18 protein-coding genes and 1 pseudogene are annotated in these 17,755 nt (G+C 63.1%); 5 read left to right on the forward strand and 14 right to left on the reverse strand.

Going from position 1 to position 17,755, the window contains the following annotated elements:
• From NTD88_RS15940 to dadA, 10 genes and pseudogenes are all read right to left on the reverse strand, one after another.
• Nucleotides 1-867 (reverse strand): ABC transporter permease, encoded by an 867-nt coding sequence (locus NTD88_RS15940; protein ID WP_095158993.1) that lies wholly within the window; start codon nucleotides 865-867, stop codon nucleotides 1-3.
• A gap of 14 nt (nucleotides 868-881) precedes the next feature.
• On the reverse strand, nucleotides 882-1,745 hold the full coding sequence (locus NTD88_RS15945) for an ABC transporter ATP-binding protein (RefSeq protein ID WP_262154988.1): 864 nt from the start codon (nucleotides 1,743-1,745) through the stop codon (nucleotides 882-884).
• A 4-nt stretch (nucleotides 1,746-1,749) separates the two neighbouring features.
• Nucleotides 1,750-2,769, reverse strand: a complete 1,020-nt coding sequence (locus tag NTD88_RS15950) for an ABC transporter substrate-binding protein (RefSeq protein ID WP_262154989.1) — start codon at nucleotides 2,767-2,769, stop codon at nucleotides 1,750-1,752.
• An 18-nt stretch (nucleotides 2,770-2,787) separates the two neighbouring features.
• Nucleotides 2,788-3,704: pseudogene (locus NTD88_RS15955) on the reverse strand (TauD/TfdA dioxygenase family protein).
• Between the two features lie 233 nt (nucleotides 3,705-3,937).
• Entirely contained in the window at nucleotides 3,938-5,860 is a 1,923-nt protein-coding gene (locus tag NTD88_RS15960; protein ID WP_262154990.1) for an acetyl-CoA hydrolase/transferase C-terminal domain-containing protein, read from the reverse strand.
• Between the two features lie 123 nt (nucleotides 5,861-5,983).
• Nucleotides 5,984-6,388, reverse strand: a complete 405-nt coding sequence (locus NTD88_RS15965; RefSeq protein ID WP_095159010.1) for a c-type cytochrome — start codon at nucleotides 6,386-6,388, stop codon at nucleotides 5,984-5,986.
• Nucleotides 6,389-6,561: 173 nt separating this feature from the next.
• Nucleotides 6,562-7,110 (reverse strand): cupin domain-containing protein, encoded by a 549-nt coding sequence (locus NTD88_RS15970; protein WP_262130645.1) that lies wholly within the window; start codon nucleotides 7,108-7,110, stop codon nucleotides 6,562-6,564.
• Between the two features lie 106 nt (nucleotides 7,111-7,216).
• Nucleotides 7,217-8,290 carry an alanine racemase gene (alr, locus tag NTD88_RS15975; protein ID WP_262154991.1) on the reverse strand — a complete coding sequence of 358 codons (1,074 nt, stop codon included), beginning with the start codon at nucleotides 8,288-8,290 and terminating at the stop codon, nucleotides 7,217-7,219.
• A gap of 77 nt (nucleotides 8,291-8,367) precedes the next feature.
• Nucleotides 8,368-8,721, reverse strand: a complete 354-nt coding sequence (locus NTD88_RS15980; RefSeq protein WP_095158986.1) for a RidA family protein — start codon at nucleotides 8,719-8,721, stop codon at nucleotides 8,368-8,370.
• Nucleotides 8,693-9,994, reverse strand: a complete 1,302-nt coding sequence (dadA, locus tag NTD88_RS15985) for a D-amino acid dehydrogenase (RefSeq protein WP_095158985.1) — start codon at nucleotides 9,992-9,994, stop codon at nucleotides 8,693-8,695. Before dadA ends, NTD88_RS15980 begins: the two co-directional genes overlap by 29 nt.
• Before the next feature lie 155 nt (nucleotides 9,995-10,149).
• Here dadA and dadR point away from each other — a divergent pair, with 155 nt between their 5' ends.
• Entirely contained in the window at nucleotides 10,150-10,638 is a 489-nt protein-coding gene (gene dadR / locus NTD88_RS15990) for a transcriptional regulator DadR (RefSeq protein ID WP_042121505.1), read from the forward strand.
• Nucleotides 10,639-10,641: 3 nt separating this feature from the next.
• On the opposite strand, the gene NTD88_RS15995 is transcribed toward dadR, so the two are convergent.
• Nucleotides 10,642-10,995, reverse strand: a complete 354-nt coding sequence (locus NTD88_RS15995) for a YkgJ family cysteine cluster protein (protein WP_262154992.1) — start codon at nucleotides 10,993-10,995, stop codon at nucleotides 10,642-10,644.
• 223 nt (nucleotides 10,996-11,218) lie between these two features.
• Here NTD88_RS15995 and NTD88_RS16000 point away from each other — a divergent pair, with 223 nt between their 5' ends.
• Together NTD88_RS16000 and NTD88_RS16005 are read left to right on the forward strand one after the other, a co-directional pair.
• Nucleotides 11,219-11,830, forward strand: a complete 612-nt coding sequence (locus NTD88_RS16000; RefSeq protein WP_262154993.1) for a hypothetical protein — start codon at nucleotides 11,219-11,221, stop codon at nucleotides 11,828-11,830.
• Nucleotides 11,831-11,986: 156 nt separating this feature from the next.
• Nucleotides 11,987-13,291 (forward strand): NAD(P)/FAD-dependent oxidoreductase, encoded by a 1,305-nt coding sequence (locus tag NTD88_RS16005; protein ID WP_262154994.1) that lies wholly within the window; start codon nucleotides 11,987-11,989, stop codon nucleotides 13,289-13,291.
• A 6-nt stretch (nucleotides 13,292-13,297) separates the two neighbouring features.
• Here NTD88_RS16005 and NTD88_RS16010 read toward each other — a convergent pair whose 3' ends face one another.
• Nucleotides 13,298-13,528 (reverse strand): DUF1127 domain-containing protein, encoded by a 231-nt coding sequence (locus NTD88_RS16010; protein ID WP_095158981.1) that lies wholly within the window; start codon nucleotides 13,526-13,528, stop codon nucleotides 13,298-13,300.
• Nucleotides 13,529-13,706: 178 nt separating this feature from the next.
• Between NTD88_RS16010 and NTD88_RS16015 the strand changes: the two genes are divergently transcribed.
• Together NTD88_RS16015 and NTD88_RS16020 are read left to right on the forward strand one after the other, a co-directional pair.
• On the forward strand, nucleotides 13,707-15,137 hold the full coding sequence (locus NTD88_RS16015; protein WP_262130650.1) for a PLP-dependent aminotransferase family protein: 1,431 nt from the start codon (nucleotides 13,707-13,709) through the stop codon (nucleotides 15,135-15,137).
• A gap of 58 nt (nucleotides 15,138-15,195) precedes the next feature.
• Complete coding sequence (locus NTD88_RS16020; protein WP_262154995.1) at nucleotides 15,196-16,749, forward strand: phospholipase D family protein; 1,554 nt, start codon at nucleotides 15,196-15,198, stop codon at nucleotides 16,747-16,749.
• A 48-nt stretch (nucleotides 16,750-16,797) separates the two neighbouring features.
• On the opposite strand, the gene NTD88_RS16025 is transcribed toward NTD88_RS16020, so the two are convergent.
• Together NTD88_RS16025 and NTD88_RS16030 are read right to left on the reverse strand one after the other, a co-directional pair.
• On the reverse strand, nucleotides 16,798-17,565 hold the full coding sequence (locus tag NTD88_RS16025; protein WP_262154996.1) for a DUF6708 domain-containing protein: 768 nt from the start codon (nucleotides 17,563-17,565) through the stop codon (nucleotides 16,798-16,800).
• Between the two features lie 5 nt (nucleotides 17,566-17,570).
• Nucleotides 17,571-17,755: hypothetical protein (locus NTD88_RS16030; RefSeq protein WP_262191740.1), on the reverse strand; the 185-nt coding region annotated here is incomplete at its 5' end.

The raw sequence follows: 17,755 nt of genomic DNA on the forward strand, positions 1-17,755 counted from the left end.
TCAGCGCTGCATCCCCCAGCGCCGCACCGTCACCCGCTCCAGCACGTTGAACACCAGACTCTCCACCAGCAGACCGATCAGGATCACCACCGCAAGGCCAGCGAACACCTTGTCGGTGTACAGCTCGTTGCGGTTCTGGAAGATGTACCAGCCCAGCCCGCCTTTGCCGCTGGTGGCGCCGAACACCAGTTCGGCGGCGATCAGCGTGCGCCAGGCGAAGGCCCAGCCAATCTTCAGGCCCGAAAGGATCGACGGCAGCGCCGCCGGCACCAGAATGTGCACCACCAGCCGCAGTCCGCGCAGGCCGTAGTTGCGCCCGGCCATGCGCAGGGTTTCGTTGACGCCGAGAAAACCGGCGTAGGTGTTCAGCGCCAGAGCCCAGAGCACCGAGTGCACCAGCACGAAAATCAGGCTGTTCTCGCCCAGGCCGAACCACAGCAGCGCCAACGGCAACAAGGCGATGGCCGGCAGCGGGTTGAACATCGAGGTCAGAGTGTCGAGCAAGTCGCGGCCGATCTGCGTGGATACCGCCAGGCTGGTCAGGCCGAACGCCAGGACGATGCCCAGCACGTAGCCCTTGAGCAGCACCACCAGCGACACGCCGACTTTCTCCAGCAGCTCTCCGCTGATCAGGCCGTCGTACAGCGCCTGGGCGGTTTGCAGGAAGGTCGGCAGCAGCAGGTCGTTGCCCTGATAGCGGGCCGCAGCCTCCCAGAGGATCGCCAGCACGATCAGGATCACGCTCTTGCGCAGCCAACGTTGCTGCCACAGGCGCTGGGCCAGCGGCAGTTCGCGCTCCAGGGCGATGCCGTCCCAGGGTTGCAGGGCGATTTCGTATTCCTGACGCGGGGAAGATGAAGTGGTCATGAGAAAGCTCCCGGTCAGTAGGCGATGCGAATGTCGTTGAAGCCCAGGTCAGCCTCATCGGCCGGCGCCTGGCCGTCTTCGAACAACAGGTTGTGGATACGCCGGGCGCTGGCCTGGAAGTCGCTGCCGCCGAGGCTGTGCAGGTCGTATTGATGGCTGTGGATCTCGGCGCGGACCCGCCCCGGATGCGGCGACAACAGCAGAATGCGGTTGCCCACCACCAACGCTTCCTCAATCGAGTGGGTGACGAACAGCAGGGTGAAACGCACCTCCTCCCACAACGCCAGCAGCTCTTCCTGCATCTTGCGCCGGGTCAGGGCGTCGAGGGCGGCGAAGGGTTCGTCCATGAGCAGGATCTTCGGCTGCATGGCCAGTGCCCGGGCGATCGAAACCCGCGCTTTCATGCCGCCGGACAAGGTGTGCGGATAGGCGTCGGCGAACGCCGCCAGGCCGACTTTCTCCAGGTAGTGCAGCGCCCGCTGCTCGGCCTCGGCGCGCTTGAGGGTGCCGGACACCAGCAGCGGGAACATGACGTTCTGCTTCACGGTTTTCCAGGGCGGCAACTGGTCGAACTCCTGGAACACCACGATGCGATCAGGGCCGGGGCCATGCACCGCCTGGCCCTGCAGGCGGATGCTGCCTTCGCTCGGGGCGATGAAGCCGGCGACGGCCTTGAGCAAGGTCGACTTGCCGCAGCCGGACGGCCCGAGCAGGACGAAGCGGTCGCCCTTGTCCACTTCGAAACTGACCTGGTGGGTGGCCCGCACCACGCGCTGCGCGGTGCGGTATTCCAGGCTGAGAGAATCCACCTGCAACAACGGTGGGGTGTCTATGGGGCTGAGCTTGCTGACCGTGTGGCCTTGCAATGGGGCGGTCATGAACTCAGCTCCCCTGCAACGGCTTGTCGTCCTGGAAGAAGTAGTCCTTCCACGATTCCGGCTTGTGCTTGATGGCGCCGACCCGGTACAGGAACTCGGCCAGCGGATAGGTGTTCTTCGGCGTGATGCTGAATTCGTACTTCGGGTTGTCGATGATCTTCAGCAGCTCGTCGCGGCTGATCTTGGCCTTGGTCACGCGGATGTAGGTGTCCGCCGCCGCGGCCTTGTCGTGCTGAGCGAAGTCCGCCGCTTCGGCGAGGGCATCGACGAAGGCCCGGTAGGTTTTCGGGTTGTCCTTGCGGAATTTCTCGGTGGTGAATAGCACTGTTGGCGAGTTGGGTCCGAGCAGCTCATAGGTGTCGAGCACGACGTGAACGTCCTTGTTCGCCAGCGCCTGGTCCTGGAACGGCGGGTTGGAAAAGTGCGCGTTCAGCTCGGTGCCGCCGGCCAGCAGCGCCGCGGTGGCGTCCGGGTGCGGGACGGCCAGGCTGTACTTGTCGAGACGGTTGTATTCCTTGTCGCCCCACTGCTTGGCAGCGGCGTATTGCAGGAAGCGCGACTGCACCGAGACACCCACCGCCGGCAGGGCGATGCGGTCTTTTTCGGTGAAGTCGGCGATGGTCTTCACGTTCGGGTTGCTGCTCAGCAGGTAGTACGGGAAGTTGCCGAGCGACGCCACGGCCTTGACGTTCTGCCGGCCGTAGGTGCGGTCCCAGATGGTCAGCAGCGGACCGACGCCGGCGCCGACGATATCCACCGAACCGGACAACAGCGCGTCGTTGGTCGCGGCGCCGCCGGACAGTTGGGTCCAGTCGACCTTGATGTCGAGGCCCTGCGCCTTGCCGTGCTTCTCGATAAGGCCCTGGTCGCGGACGACGTTTAGCAGCAGGTAGACGATGCCGAACTGTTCGGCGATGCGGATTTCGCCTTCGGCCTGGGCCACGCTCGGGGCGACAAGGCTGCCGGCGATCAGGCTGGCGCCCAGGCCGATACTGGCCGCGAGGCGGCTGAATGAGTTACGCATGGTGAATTCCTCGACAGATCAGAACGGGGCGTCGCCCTGGATGGTGGTGCGGTACAGCTTGCGGCGCAGGTGCGCCGGGCAGCCGGCGGCCAGATGGATCAACGAGCGGTTGTCCCAGAACACCAAGTCATGGGGGCGCCATTGATGGCGGTAGATGTTCTGCTCCAGCACGCTGTGGGCGTACAGCTCGGCGAGGATCTGCCGGCTTTCGTCTTCGGGCAGGCCGACGATGCGGGTGGTGAAGCCTTCGCTGACGAACAGCGCCTTGCGACCGTTTTCCGGGTGGGTGCGGACCACCGGGTGAATGACTTCCTGAACCTGCGCCAGTTGCTCGGCGGTCAGGGTCGGACGCCAGTTGCCTTCGAATTTGGTTTCGCTGTAGCGCGCGGTGTAGGAGTGCGCCGCGCTGCGCCCTTCGACCGCCTTGCGCAGGTGTTCCGGCAGGCTTTCCCAGGCTTTGTGCATGTCGGCGAACAGGGTGTCGCCGCCTTCGCTGGGCAGTTCCTGGGCATGCAGCATCGAACCCAGGCTCGGCAGCTCCTTGTACGACAGGTCCGAGTGCCAGAACTTGCCGGCATCGCCCAGGCCGACGTTCTGGCCGTTCTCGACGATGTTGGAGACGATGAGGATTTCCGGGTGATTGGCCAGCAGGAACTGCTTCAGCACATGGATCTGCAGCACGCCGAAACGGCGGCTGAAGGCGATCTGTTGTTCGGGGGTTATGCGCTGGTCGCGAAAGACCAGGACATGATGGTCGAGGTGTGCCCGGTGGATGCGAGCGAAGTCTTCGCCATTGACCGCAAGGGACAAATCCAGGCCGATGATCTCGGCGCCGACTGCGCCGTTGAAAGGCCGTATTTCAAAGGTTTGTTGCTGCGCGCCGTCGATGGACGACAAGACGTTAGAGACCGCTGACATGATTCACTCCCACCCAGAGCGCGCCCAACAGGTGCGCGCATCGATCAAGAAACTCACGGGGTTTGCCGTGTTGGTTCGTGTTCGTGCGGCGCGCCGATTGGTCGGCGGGTACGCAGGGGAATGACTATAAAGGCATAAGAAAAATTATTTAAATACCTTTAGGAAATAAGAATATTCGGGTTTTGGGGCCCTCACCTACGGGCCCTGTAGGAGCGAGCTTGCTCGCGATGAACCCCAAACGGGCCCGCTCTCACCCGGAAAAACTCCCGGCCGTCGCCTGCAACCCCGCCAACAGCAACCGCTGATACACCTCCTCCTTCAACCCATCCGGCTTCTCCAGCCCCATCCGCGCCAACTGTGCCGGATACGCCTCCGGCGCCGGAGCATCCAGCGCCGCCTTGCCCAACTCCAATGCCTCGCTCAGCTTGAACTTGCTCTTCAGCCAGTTCAGCGCCCGCAACAGATCCCGCTCCTCGGCAGTGAAATCACAACCCAGCGGATACTCCGGAAACAGCCGCCCATGCCGCGCACGCAGCCCCTCCAGACGTTGCGGCGTGTTGTCGGTAAAGCGCGCATCAAGGACGAAGTCTTCCGCCAGCTTGCCGGCCTTCTGCGCCTGGGCCTGCAACTGTGGCTGGAAGCGCGAGTCGCTGATCGCCAGCAGGCGGGCGATGACTTCGGCGTCGGTCTGCCCGCGCAAGTCGGCGATGCCGTATTCGGTAATCACAATGTCCCGCAGGTGCCGGGGAATGGTGCAGTGCCCGTACTCCCAGACGATATTCGAACTCACCTCGCCGCCCGCCTCGCGCCAGGAGCGCAACAGCAGGATCGAGCGTGCGCCTTCCAGCGCATGGCCCTGGACCACGAAGTTGTATTGCCCGCCCACGCCGCTGAGCACGCGGCCGTCTTCCAGTTGGTCGGCCACCCCGGCGCCCATCAGGGTCATGGTGAACACCGTGTTGATAAAGCGGGCATCGCGGCGTTGCAAACGCTTGAGCGCTTCCTGGCCGTACAACTCGTTGATGAAGCTGATGGCGCCCATGGCGATCCGCGCGCGGCTCTCCATCGGCAACTCGCGCAAACGCTGATAAAACGCCCGCGGCCCGAGGAAAAAGCCGCCGTGCACCAGCACGCCCTCGGCGCCGGGTGGCGCGCCGGCGTTGGCCGCCTGCTGGCGTGCTTCGTCGGCATACACCGGGCGCCGGACGATGCCCGCTTCGAGCAACGCCAGCAGGCCGTTGACGAACATTTCGCTGCAACCGTAGAGCCCGTGGACGAATGGCATGACGCCGCCTTCCCGCTCGATCAGCCCTTGCCACGGCGACAGGTCCAACTCGCCCAGCAGCGCCTGATACCCCGGCGTATCCGCCTGCCGCGCCAGCAGTGCGGCGGTCAGCGCATCGCCCATGGCGCCGATGCCAATCTGCAGCGTGCCGCCGTCGCGCACCAGGGTGCTGGCGTGCACGCCGATCAGATGGTCCTGGGTGCTGACCGGCATGTTCGGTGTGGAAAACAGCCGGCAGCGTTCCGGGGTGTCGATCAACAGGTCGAAGTCATTGCGCGCCAGCTCCGCCGTGCCAGGCATGTACGGCAGCTCGGCGTGCACCTGCCCCAGCAGCAGGATGGTTTCGCCAGCGGCGCGGCGGCGGGCGATCATCGGCAGCAGGTCGAGGGTGATGTCGGGGTTGCAGCTCAGGCTCAGGTGATCGGGGCGGGTGTCGTCCTCGGCCACCAGTTGCGCGATGAGGTTCAGGCCCTTGGCATTGATGTCACGGGCGGCATGGCTGTAGTTGCTGCTGACGTAGTCCTGCTGCGCCTGCGGGCTGTGCAGCAGGCTGCCGGGCTGGAGGAAGAACTGCTCGACGCGGATGTTCGCCGGCAACCGGCTGGCCCGCAGGTCGGCGAGGTAATCCAGCTCCTGGTAATCGGCGAACACCCGCTCGACGAAGGGTTCGAGAAAGCGCCGCTGCAGGCCATCGCCGAGGTCGGGGCGGCCGAGGGTCAACGCGGTGTAGATCGTCAAGCGCCGCTCCGGCAGCGTCCGCACCCGCGCATACAGCGCGTTGACGAAGCGGTTGGGCTTGCCCAGCCCCAACGGCAGCCCCATGTGAATATGCGCCGGCAATTGCGCCAGCACCTGCTCCACCGCGTCCTCGATCGAATACCTGTGCACTGTGCCCTCTCCCCGTGGCGCCCGTGAGTACAGCTTGGACCGGGCGGGTGTCCGAATTACTCCACGGTAGCCAGAAACGACGAAGCCCGCACAAGGCGGGCTTCGTTGCGAGGTTCGCGAGGCTTACAGGCCGGACATCTTCTTGATGGCGCCTTTCAGGTCGTCATCCGAGCAGTCGGCGCAGGTGCCTTTCGGCGGCATGGCGTTGATGCCGGTGATCGCCTTGGCGAGGATGCCATCGAGGCCACCCTGGTGGTCGGCGCGCTCTTTCCAGGCCGCGGTATCGCCGACTTTCGGCGCGCCCAGCAGACCGGTGCCATGGCAGGCATTGCAGTGCTTGGCGATGATTTCATCCGGGGTCTTGGCACCGCCGCCGCCTGCGGAGGCAGCCACTTCCATTCCCTTGCATTCCTGACCCTGGACGCAGACCTGGCCGACGGGTTCCAGTCGCTTGGCGATCTCGTCGTTGGTCGTAGCCTGAGCACTGACTGCCCAAAGGGCCACTACGGTAGCTGGTACGGCCAGCATTTTCTTGATTAGGTTCACACGTACACCCTCATGGTGGCTAGTCACGCCCGCGGCCACGGATTCGCAGGCGGCGCAAGTATAGCGGGAACCCCGCCGCACCGAAACAGCCCTACAGACTAAAGGGGTTTAGCCGCGACAATCAGCCGCGCCACGCTCTGTTCGCAAGCCTCTGTTCAGAAGTTCGCCGGGGTGGCTGCGCTGATCAACCGTGCCGGCTCATCGTAGGGATTGCGGAAGCGGTGCGGCTTGGTGCTTTCGAAATAGTAGCTGTCGCCCGCCTCGAGGATGAAGGTTTCCATGCCCACCACCAGTTCCAGCCGACCTTCGAGCAGAATGCCGGTCTCTTCGCCGTCATGGGTGAGCATTTCTTCGCCGGTGTCGGCGCCTGGCGGGTAGATCTCGTTGAGAAAGGCGATGGCGCGGCTCGGATGCCCGTTGCCGACCAGCTTCATGGTCACGGCGCCGTCCGAAATGTCGATCAGTTCGTGGGCCTTGTAGACGATCTGCTTCGGATTTTCCGGCAGCAGGTCTTCGGCAAAAAACTCCATCATCGACATCGGAATCCCGCCGAGCACCTTGCGCAGCGAGCTGATGGACGGGCTCACGCTGTTTTTCTCGATCATCGAGATGGTGCTGTTGGTCACGCCCGCGCGCTTGGCGAGTTCCCGCTGAGACAGGCCCTTGAGCTTGCGAATGGCTTGTAGTCGTTCACCGACGTCCAATGCTGGAGCCCTCCTGACGAACGTATGGGGTCGAAATGTGCGCCATCATCGCAACAGCGTTCAGTATTTACAACACTTCGACCCGCAGCTCGTCAGTGATGGCGCGTCACTCTCCGGTATAGATCAGCGGCACCCGGCGCAGGTTGCAAAAGATTTGATACGGGATGGTATCGGCCTTCGCCGCCACCTCGCTGGCCAGTACCCGCTTGCCCCACAACTCCACCGGACTGCCGAGACCGGCTTGTGGCACGTCGGTAAGGTCGATGCACAGCATGTCCATGGAAACCCGCCCAATCAGTTGACTGCGCTGGCCGGCGACCACCACCGGCGTGCCGGTTGGCGCGTGACGCGGATAGCCATCGGCATACCCCATGGCGACCACGCCGACCCGGGTCGGACGCGGGCTGACAAAGCGCGCGCCGTAGCCCACCGGCTCACCGGCGGGCAATTCACGCACGCTGATGACGCGGGACTTGAGGGTCATCACCGGCTGCAAACGGTCCGCTTCGGCGTGCGAGGTTTCGAACGGGGTGGCGCCGTAGAGCATGATGCCCGGACGCACCCAATCACTCGGAATCTGTGGCCAGCCAAGCACGGCCGGCGAGTTGCGCAGGCTGACTTCGGCGTCGAGGCCCTGGCGCGCGGCCTGGAACACCGCCACCTGGTCGTTGCTGGCCTGGCTGTCCAGTTCGTCGGCGCGGGCGAAGTGGCTCATCAGCACGATCTTCGACACTTTGCCGCTGGCCTGCAGGCGCTGGTACGCGGGTTGATAGTCCTTCGGATGCAGGCCCACCCGGTGCATGCCTGAGTCGAGCTTGAGCCAGACCTGGATCGGCTTGGCCAGCGCGGCCTTCTCGATCGCCTCCAGTTGCCACAGCGAATGGACCACGCACCAGAAGTCGTGCTGGACGATCAGCGGCAGTTCGTCGGCCTCGAAGAAGCCTTCCAACAACAGCACCGGTGCCTTGATCCCCGCCTCGCGCAGCGCCAGCGCCTCTTCGATGCAGGCCACGGCAAAACCATCGGCCTCGGCTTCCAGCGCCTGGGCGCAGCGCACCGCGCCATGCCCGTAGGCATCGGCCTTGATCACCGCCAGGGCGCGGGCCCCGGAGAGTTGACGGGCAATCTGGAAGTTGTGGCGGAGTGCTTGCAGGTCGATCAGGGCACGGGCGGGACGCATGACGGCAGCCTTCTGGCAGTCTGTTTGAGGAAAAAAGACCCGGCGCCTGAACGGCACCGGGTGAAGACGAGAGAGCGTTACGGAAGCGCGGCAACCACCGACATTTCAACCAGGATTTCCGGTTCGCAGAGCTTGGCTTCGACCGTGGCGCGGGCCGGTGCGACGCCTTTGGGCAGCCACTTGTCCCACACTGCGTTCATGCCCTGGAAATCGGCATCGATGTCTTTCAGGTAAATGGTCACCGAAAGCAGGCGGTTCTTGTCGGTGCCTGCCAGGTCCAGCAGGCGTTCGATATTGCCCAGCGTTTCACGGGTCTGTTGTTCGATCCCGGCGTTCATGTCGTTGCCCACCTGGCCCGCCAGATACAGGGTGCCGTTGTGGGTGACGATCTGACTCATGCGCTCATTGGTGAGCTGGCGCTGGATTGCCATGCTTGGCGGTCTCCTGGTGTTGTCCGTAGCGTGAAATATCGAGGCCTTCGGCACTGATCTGCGGCTTTTTCCGGGCGATCAGGTCAGCCAGCAGACGGCCGGAGCCGCATGCCATGGTCCAGCCGAGCGTGCCGTGACCGGTGTTGAGGAACAGGTTGCGGAACGGTGTGGCACCCACGATCGGCGTACCGTCCGGGGTGGTCGGGCGCAGGCCGGTCCAGAATTCGGCCTCGCTCAGGTTGCCGCCCAGAGGATAGAGATCGTTGACGATCATCTCCAGCGTTTCGCGCCGACGCGGGTTGAGCGACAGGTCAAAACCAGCGATTTCAGCCATGCCGCCCACGCGGATGCGGTTGTCGAAACGGGTGATGGCGACCTTGTAGGTCTCGTCGAGAATAGTCGAAGTCGGAGCCATGTCCGGGTTGGTGATCGGCACGGTCAGCGAGTAACCCTTGAGCGGGTAGACCGGCGCCTTGATGCCCAGCGGCTTGAGCAGTTGCGGCGAGTAGCTGCCGAGCGCCAGCACGTAGCGGTCGGCGGTTTCCAGCTTGCCGTCGATCCATACGCCGTTGATGCGGTCGCCGGCGAAGTCCAGGCGCTGGATGTTCTGGCCGAAGCGGAACTCGACGCCCAGCTTGATCGCCATGTCCGCCAGGCGGGTGGTGAACAGTTGGCAGTCGCCGGTCTGGTCATTCGGCAGGCGCAGCGCACCGGCGAGGATGTCGGAAACGTTGGCCAGGGCCGGCTCGACGCGGGCGATGCCTTCGCGGTCCAGCAGTTCGTAAGGCACGCCGGCCTGTTCGAGGACGGCGATGTCCTTGGCGGCGTTGTCCAGTTGCGCCTGGGTGCGGAACAGTTGGGTGGTGCCGAGGGAGCGGCCTTCGTAGGCGATGCCGGTTTCAGCGCGCAGTTCGTCGAGGCAGTCGCGGCTGTACTCGGACAGCCGCACCATGCGCTCCTTGTTCACCGCGTAGCGGTTCGCGGTGCAGTTGCGCAGCATCTGGGCCATCCACAGGTACTGGTCGACGTCGCCCGTGGCCTTGATCGCCAGCGGTGCGTGGCGCTGCAGCAGCCACTTGATGGCTTTCAGCGGAACGCCCGGCGCGGCCCATGGCGAGGCATAACCTGGCGAGACCTGGCCGGCGTTGGCGAAACTGGTTTCCATGGCCACCGCCGGCTGGCGATCGACCACCACGACCTCGAAACCTTGCCGGGCCAGATAGTAGGCACTGGCGGTTCCGATCACACCGCTACCAAGTACCAGAACGCGCATGTTGTATCCCTCGAAGCGGCGCACCGCAGACATTTATTGTGAAAGGCATGAATGCGCGCAGTGTAAAAAACTCGAGGCAGTGCATTTCACTATATAAAAACCTATATTTGGCGAGAATTCTCGGCAAAGTTGGCTTTTACAAAGGGGCATCCACTATGAGAACCCAGCACCAAAGCAAGCGTGAACTGGACAAGATCGACCGGAATATCCTGCGCATCCTGCAGACCGACGGGCGTATTTCCTTCACCGAGCTGGGCGAAAAGGTCGGGCTTTCGACCACACCGTGCACCGAGCGGGTCCGCCGCCTGGAGCGCGAAGGCATCATCATGGGCTACAACGCCCGCCTCAATCCGCAGCACCTTAAAGGCAGCCTGCTGGTGTTCGTGGAGATCAGCCTGGACTACAAGTCCGGCGACACCTTCGAGGAATTCCGCCGCGCCGTGCTCAAGCTGCCGCACGTGCTGGAATGCCATCTGGTCTCGGGTGACTTCGACTACCTGGTGAAAGCGCGGATTTCCGAAATGGCCTCGTACCGCAAGCTGCTCGGCGACATCCTGCTGAAGCTGCCGCACGTGCGCGAATCGAAGAGCTACATCGTCATGGAAGAAGTGAAGGAAAGCCTGAACCTGCCGATTCCCGACTGATTCCTACACCAGCACCTGACGGGTGCTGGCGATGAACTGATGAACCAATTGCTCGGCCCCCGCATCGATCATCTCTTGCGGGCCGCGCCCACGCGGGCACGGCAAGCGCGGCGTGGTGCCGAACAGCCGGCAGATCAGCGGCCGTTCCTCGTACACCGTGCAGCCCTGGGGACCGAGGTGCACGCAGTTGAGTTCGGCCAGCGCGGCCTCCTGCTCCTCGGCGCTCTTGCGCGGCAGGCGTGCCATCTCCTCGCTGGAGGTGGTCACCGGCCCGCAGCAGTCGTGGCAGCCGGGCACGCAGTCGAACGACGGAATCTGTTCGCGCAGGAAGCGAATCTTATGGCTGTTACAGGACATGAGAGGACACTGACAGGGACGGCTCGGTATTTTGCCGAAGGGCTCGTCAAACATGAAGCCCAACCACCGCAAAATTATTAATCCACGGTCCGATGAGTAAATCATCCACCTTCGCACCGAATATCCAGGTTCACTACTGTTAAAAATGTCAGTTTTCGCCCTCCCGGCAAGCGCCTATTGTTTGAAGTGCCAAAACGGCACTTAACAACTTGGACGCGCGATCATGAACCTTATTGAAAATGGAAATTTTGAATCAGGAACTGAACCATGGACAACGATGGCAGGACAACCTTTAACGTTTGAAATTATTTCATGGAACAATAAAAAGTGGTTACTTACCAATGGACTTGACGGCCCATCCAATGGAAACCTCCAACAAATAATCCCTAACTCCGATGAATTATCGGGCATTCACTTTCGGCTAACGATCACGGCAAAAGCTGTTCCCACCGGGGGGACAATGCAAAGTGGCGCCCAGTCCGACAACGATGCAAATCGTCTGATCGGGGAAGTGATCGCTTATCCTTTTTTATATCCTCTACTCCCTGACACACCGAACCAAGCGGGGTCTATACGCGTTTCCGTCAAGGAACAAACTTATACTCACCGCTTCACAATAAATCACCTTCCCCCCACTACCCATGGGAAACTTGCGATCGTCAACTGGGGCCTGGGAGATACGGACAAAGCCAATATATTGATAACCGATATAAAGTTTGAAGCGGTCGATCCCGCGGTCGATCCGGAAGAGCCCGCGGAAAATGTCAGCGTCATTGATCTTTCCAGTCTCGGACTGCCGGCCGTCAATGTGTCGCCCATGAAAGTAATCAAATGATTGCGCACCGCTAGCCTCGGCGGCTCCGGTGAGCCGCCGAGCATCATCCCGGCAACGACTGAGCCCTAAGTCGCATGACGCGTTCAGTCCGATATTGTTCCGACCTGATGCAAGACATATCCTGCGCCGCATAGCCCGCCTCAGGACCACTACCCGATGCCGCCTCGCGCTCAGCAGTCAACCTCGCACACCGCTTCCTATTACGCCGCCAGCAGCGTCCCGCAGCCGGACTACCCGCGCCTGACCGGAGAACTGCGCTGTGACGTCTGTGTGGTCGGCGGCGGTTACTCGGGGCTGAACACCGCCATCGAGCTGGCCGACCGCGGTTTCAACGTGATCCTGCTGGAAGCGCGCAAGGTCGGCTGGGGCGCCAGCGGACGCAATGGCGGGCAACTGATCCGCGGCGTCGGCCACGGCCTCGAGCAATTCCGCCCGGTGATCGGCGAAGACGGCGTGCGCCAGATGAAGCTGATGGGCCTGGAAGCCGTGGAAATCGTCCGCCAGCGGGTCGAGCGCCACGACATCCCCTGCGATCTGACCTGGGGCTACTGCGACCTGGCGAACAAGCCGGGCGAATTCGACGATTTCGCCGAAGAGGCCCAGGCCCTGCGCGACCTTGGTTATCGCCACGAACTGCGCCTGGTCCAGCCCGAACAGATGCACAGCGTGATCGGCTCCGACCGCTACGCCGGCGGCCTGATCGACATGGGTTCCGGCCACCTGCACCCGCTGAACCTGGCCCTCGGCGAGGCGGCAGCGGCGACGCAACTGGGCGTGCAGATTTTCGAACAGTCCGCCGTCACTCGCATCGACTACGGCCCGCAGGTGACGGTGCACACTGAGCAAGGCAGCGTCCGCGCCAGCACCCTGGTGCTGTGCTGCAACGCCTACCTGAACGACCTCAACCGCGAGCTGGGCGGCAAGGTTCTTCCCGCTGGCAGCTACATCATCGCCACCGAGCCGCTGGGCGAGGAACGCGCGCGGCAACTGCTGCCGCAGAACATGGCCGTGTGCGATCAGCGGGTCACCGTGGATTACTTCCGCCTGTCCGCCGACCACCGGCTGCTGTTCGGCGGGGCCTGCCATTATTCCGGCCGTGACCCAAAAGACATCGGCGCCTACATGCAGCCGAAGATGCTCAAGGTGTTCCCGCACCTGGCGGACGTGCGCATCGATTTTCAGTGGGGCGGCATGATCGGCATCGGCGCCAACCGCCTGCCGCAGATCGGTCGGCTACGCGACCATTCCAACGTGTATTACGCCCAGGCGTATGCCGGGCATGGACTGAATGCCACGCACCTGGCCGGCCGCCTGCTCGGCGAAGCCATCAGCGGCCAGCAGAGCGGGCGTTTCGACCTGTTCGCCGGGGTCCCGCACATCACCTTCCCCGGCGGCAAACACCTGCGCTCGCCATTGCTGGCGCTGGGCATGCTCTGGCATCGGCTCAAGGAACTGACCTGACCCGTATCACGAGCGCCAGAACGGCTTGAGCCCTTCTTCCTCGGCGGCCTCGCGGCTCAGACCGATGTCATTCAACTGATCGGGCGTCAGCTCGAGCAGCGCCCGGCGGGTGCGCCAGCGATGCAGCATCAGGCCCAGGCGGCCCATGCCGGTCGGCGTGTCGATCAGTGATTTGCGCTGGCCTTGCTCCAGCTCGCAGCCATACAACTTCAATCGCACATCACTCAGGCCGTTCATCGCGTCACTCCTTTCAGGGTGGGAAACCGTGAAGAAATGATGCGCGAGAGGGAAAAAGCATTACAGATCCAACCGGCGACTATTATTTCCATACAGATTTCGCCAAATTCGCTCTGAATGCTGTATTTTTCCGACATCTGTACTGGTTGCGTCCTACAAGCCTGTCTGGAGTACGCTCATGACCCTCTACCTCAACCTCGCCGAACTGCTGGGCGCCCGCATCGAACAGGGCCTGTACCGTCCGGGTGACCGCCTGCCGTCGATACGCGCCCTGAGCCTTGAACACGGGGTCAGCCTGAGCACCGTGCAGCAGGCCTATCGACTGCTGGAAGACAACGGCCTGGTGGCGCCGCGGCCCAAGTCCGGCTACTTCGTGCCGCAACACCGCAACCTCCCGGCACTGCCGGCGATAGGTCGGCCGGCACAGCGGCCTGTGGATATCTCGCAGTGGGAGCACGTGGTGGAGCTGGTGCGCAGCGTGCCGCGCAAGGATGTGGTGCAACTGGGGCGCGGCATGCCGGATGTCGACAGCCCGACCCTGAAACCGCTGCTGCGCAGCCTGGCCCAGCTCAGCCGCCGCCAGGACATGCCTGGCCTCTACTACGACACCATCAGCGGCAACCTGGCCCTGCGCGAACAAGTGGCGCGGCTGATGCTCGACTCCGGCTGCACGGTCAACGCCGCCGACCTGGTGATCACCACCGGCTGCCACGAAGCGTTGTCGGCGAGCATCCGCGCCGTGTGCGAACCGGGGGACATCGTCGCGGTGGATTCACCGAGCTTCCACGGCGCCATGCAGACCCTCAAGGGCCTGGGCATGAAAGCCATGGAAATCCCCACCGACCCGCTCACCGGCATCAGCCTCGAAGCCCTGGAACTGGCGCTGGAACAGTGGCCGATCAAGCTGATTCAGGTGACGCCGAGCTGCAACAACCCGCTCGGCTACATCATGCCCGAGGCCCGCAAACGCGCGCTGTTGAGCCTGGCCCAGCGCTTTGACGTGGCGATCCTCGAAGACGATGTGTATGGCGACCTGGCCTACACCTACCCACGACCACGGACTATCAAGTCCTTCGACGATGACGGACGCGTGTTGCTGTGCAGTTCCTTCTCCAAAACTCTCGCACCCGGTTTGCGTATCGGCTGGGTCGCGCCGGGGCGCTACTTCGAACGGGTGCTGCACATGAAATACATCAGCACCGGCAGCACCGCACCCCAGCCACAATTGGCGATCGCCGACTTCATCGAGGCCGGCCACTATCAGCCCCACCTGCGGCGTATGCGCAGCCAATACCAGCGCGGCCGCGACCAGATGATCGACTGGGTCACTCGCTACTTCCCGCAAGGCACCCGGGTCAGCCGGCCACAGGGCAGCTTCCTGCTCTGGGTCGAATTGCCGGAACACTTCGACACCCTGCGCCTCAATCGCGCCCTGCTCGGCCAAGGCGTACAGATCGCCATGGGCAGCATCTTTTCCGCGTCGGGCAAGTACCGCAATTGCCTGCGCATGAACTACGCCGCCCGGCCGAGCCCGGCGATCGAGGCCGCGGTGCGCACCGTCGGCGAAACCGCCATTCGTCTACTGGCCGAGGAGGTAATCGCCGGGTAACGTTGCGCCGCTTCGCGCGGTCTACAGTTCAACTGCCCCGCGACCACGGAATCCTCATTTGACCAGTTATCGGCTGCTGCCCTTCCTGCTCACCCTGCTGCTGGCCCTGAGTGGCTGTGCCAGCGTCAGCGCCCCGCGCGATGTCAGCCAGGCGCTGCCGGCCAACGAATCGGCGTTCGGCCGCTCGGTGCAACGTCAGGCCGCGGCCTATGACGGGCGCTCCGGCTTTCGCCTGCTGCCCAACAGCAACGAAGCCTTCCGCGCCCGCGCCGAGCTGGTCCGCAACGCGCAAAGCAGCATCGACCTGCAGTACTACATCGTCAACGACGGCCTCAGCACCCGGGCGCTGGTGCATGAGCTGCTGGCCGCCGCCGACCGCGGCGTGCGGGTGCGCATCCTGCTCGACGACACCACCAGCGATGGCCAGGACACCGAGATGGGCGTGCTGGCCGCCCATCCGAACATTCAGATCCGCGTCTTCAACCCCCTGCAACTGGGCCGCAGCACCGGCGTCACCCGCGCCATGGGCCGGCTGTTCAACCTCTCGCGCCAACACCGGCGGATGCACAACAAGCTCTGGCTGGTGGATAACAGCATGGCCATCGTTGGCGGGCGCAACCTGGGCGACGCCTATTTCGACGCCGAGCCGAACCTGAACTTCACCGACATCGACCTGCTGGGCGTCGGCCCGGTCGCCGAACAACTCGGGCACAGCTTCGACCAGTACTGGAACAGCGCCCTGAGCCAGCCCATCGGTGATTTCCTCTACAGCCAGCCGGACGCCGACGACCTGCGCGCCAGCCGCCAGCGCCTGGAACAATCACTGGCCGAGGCGCGGCTGCAGCACAAACAACTCTACGACCGACTGATGGCCTACCAGACCCAGCCGCGCCTCGACATCTGGCGCAACGAACTGATCTGGGCTCATAGCCAGGCCCTGTGGGATGCGCCGAGCAAAGTGCTGGCCGACGACGAGCCGGACCCGCACTTGCTGATGAGCCAGCAACTGGCGCCGGACCTCAACAACGTGCGCCATGAACTGATCCTCATCTCGGCGTACTTCGTCCCCCGCGAGCCGGGCCTGCTGTACCTGACCGGACGCGCCGACGCCGGCGTCTCGGTGAGCCTGCTGACCAACTCCCTGGAAGCCACCGACGTACCGGCCGTGCACGGTGGCTACGCGCCTTATCGCAAGGCGTTGCTGGAACACGGCGTGAAACTCTTCGAATTGCGGCGCCAGCCCGGTGACCCGGGGCAGCCGCGCTACAGCGTCAGTGGCGGCTCGGATTCGAGCCTGCACAGCAAAGCGATCGTCTTCGACCGCCAGAAGACGTTCATTGGCTCATTCAATTTCGACCCGCGCTCGGTGCTATGGAACACCGAAGTCGGGGTGCTGGTGGACAGCCCGGAGCTGGCGCAATACACCCGCGACCTGGCGATCCAGGGCACGGCGCCAGCGGTGGCGTATCAGGTGGAATTGCAGGACGGGAAGCTGGTGTGGGTCACCGAGGACAACGGCCAGCGGCGCGTGCTGACCACCGAACCCGGCGGCCTGTGGCGGCGTTTCAATGCCTGGATCACCAAGGCTGTCGGGTTGGAGAAGATGCTGTGAGGCGGGGTTGGGCGCGGGCTTGGTGAGGACCGGAGGAAGTTGCGGTTGTCATGGTGCCGTTCTTGATTCCAGGTCCATATCGGCGGGCCATTTGACCTTCGGTGCCAGGAGCATGGCGATGTTGCACCACGACACATCGTTGTGGTCTTTCGGCGGGTCGGGAGGCGGTAGCGCGTCGGGGCCTTGCTGCATGTAGGTGCAGATATAGGCCCACGCGTGTTCGTCGGCACCCATGGTAGTCAGGGGGAAGCGGTCGATGACTTCATTGGTACCGGGCTTGACGATGGAGAGCACGACGCCGCCCTTGATGACGACCCCGTGCGAAGTCGCACCGCGTTTCAGCCAGCGTTCGGCCCGGACCTGTGACCAGTCGTACGCCACCGGCTCGACCCGCCAGCGTTCGAAGGGGTTCCACCAGCGGTAGTTGAAGTTGTAGGCGTAGAGGCGTTGGCGGGTGCGGTTGAAGCGGAGGGGCATATCGCGGGGAGGCGATACATCGAACTTCCAGAAGATCGGGGCTGACCAAACTCCAACGGATAAACAGCAGAGGAATATCGTCCAGATTTCAAACCTAAGTTTTTGCTCAATTGAAAAAAAGAGCCATGACAGAACAACCATCAGGATGCTCATGGCCAGCGCGAACCAGATCATCAAACCTCTGATCAACGCAGATGCGCGCGGTAGTTCCAGAAAGACATCATCTTGATGATTGGGTGTATCGAATCCAAGAGCCGGCATTACCACCGGCACATCATCAGGATGAGGCAGGTCTTCTTGCCATCCGGAGCAGGGAGAAACGAGTTGCGGCCTGTTCATAAGACTCACTTCTTCGCTCCCCCAGAAATCTCATCTTCCTTCACGATTAGCCGGGCTACGCCGGACTCATCGTGTCTGTCCAGCCAATAAGGCACTTCGAGCTTGATAGTTTGAGTATCGAGAACCTCGAGTTCCATCGACCTATCGATCATGGCGCTGTTCTCGATTCCAGGTCCATTTTGGCGGGCCA

Source organism: Pseudomonas sp. 20P_3.2_Bac5 (assembly GCF_025466035.1).
GTDB lineage: Bacteria > Pseudomonadota > Gammaproteobacteria > Pseudomonadales > Pseudomonadaceae > Aquipseudomonas.

Excerpts from the sequence above, each read along its gene's own strand:
- NTD88_RS15940 (WP_095158993.1), bottom strand. The coding sequence starts at position 867 with ATGACCACTTCATCTTCCCCGCGTCAGGAATACGAAATCGCCCTGCAA.
- NTD88_RS15945 (WP_262154988.1), bottom strand. The coding sequence starts at position 1,745 with ATGACCGCCCCATTGCAAGGCCACACGGTCAGCAAGCTCAGCCCCATA.
- NTD88_RS15950 (WP_262154989.1), bottom strand. The coding sequence starts at position 2,769 with ATGCGTAACTCATTCAGCCGCCTCGCGGCCAGTATCGGCCTGGGCGCC.
- NTD88_RS15965 (WP_095159010.1), bottom strand. The coding sequence starts at position 6,388 with ATGCTGGCCGTACCAGCTACCGTAGTGGCCCTTTGGGCAGTCAGTGCT.
- alr (WP_262154991.1), bottom strand. The coding sequence starts at position 8,290 with ATGCGTCCCGCCCGTGCCCTGATCGACCTGCAAGCACTCCGCCACAAC.
- NTD88_RS15980 (WP_095158986.1), bottom strand. The coding sequence starts at position 8,721 with ATGGCAATCCAGCGCCAGCTCACCAATGAGCGCATGAGTCAGATCGTC.
- dadA (WP_095158985.1), bottom strand. The coding sequence starts at position 9,994 with ATGCGCGTTCTGGTACTTGGTAGCGGTGTGATCGGAACCGCCAGTGCC.
- dadR (WP_042121505.1), top strand. The coding sequence starts at position 10,150 with ATGAGAACCCAGCACCAAAGCAAGCGTGAACTGGACAAGATCGACCGG.
- NTD88_RS15995 (WP_262154992.1), bottom strand. The coding sequence starts at position 10,995 with ATGTCCTGTAACAGCCATAAGATTCGCTTCCTGCGCGAACAGATTCCG.
- NTD88_RS16000 (WP_262154993.1), top strand. The coding sequence starts at position 11,219 with ATGAACCTTATTGAAAATGGAAATTTTGAATCAGGAACTGAACCATGG.
- NTD88_RS16005 (WP_262154994.1), top strand. The coding sequence starts at position 11,987 with ATGCCGCCTCGCGCTCAGCAGTCAACCTCGCACACCGCTTCCTATTAC.
- NTD88_RS16010 (WP_095158981.1), bottom strand. The coding sequence starts at position 13,528 with ATGAACGGCCTGAGTGATGTGCGATTGAAGTTGTATGGCTGCGAGCTG.
- NTD88_RS16015 (WP_262130650.1), top strand. The coding sequence starts at position 13,707 with ATGACCCTCTACCTCAACCTCGCCGAACTGCTGGGCGCCCGCATCGAA.
- NTD88_RS16025 (WP_262154996.1), bottom strand. The coding sequence starts at position 17,565 with ATGAACAGGCCGCAACTCGTTTCTCCCTGCTCCGGATGGCAAGAAGAC.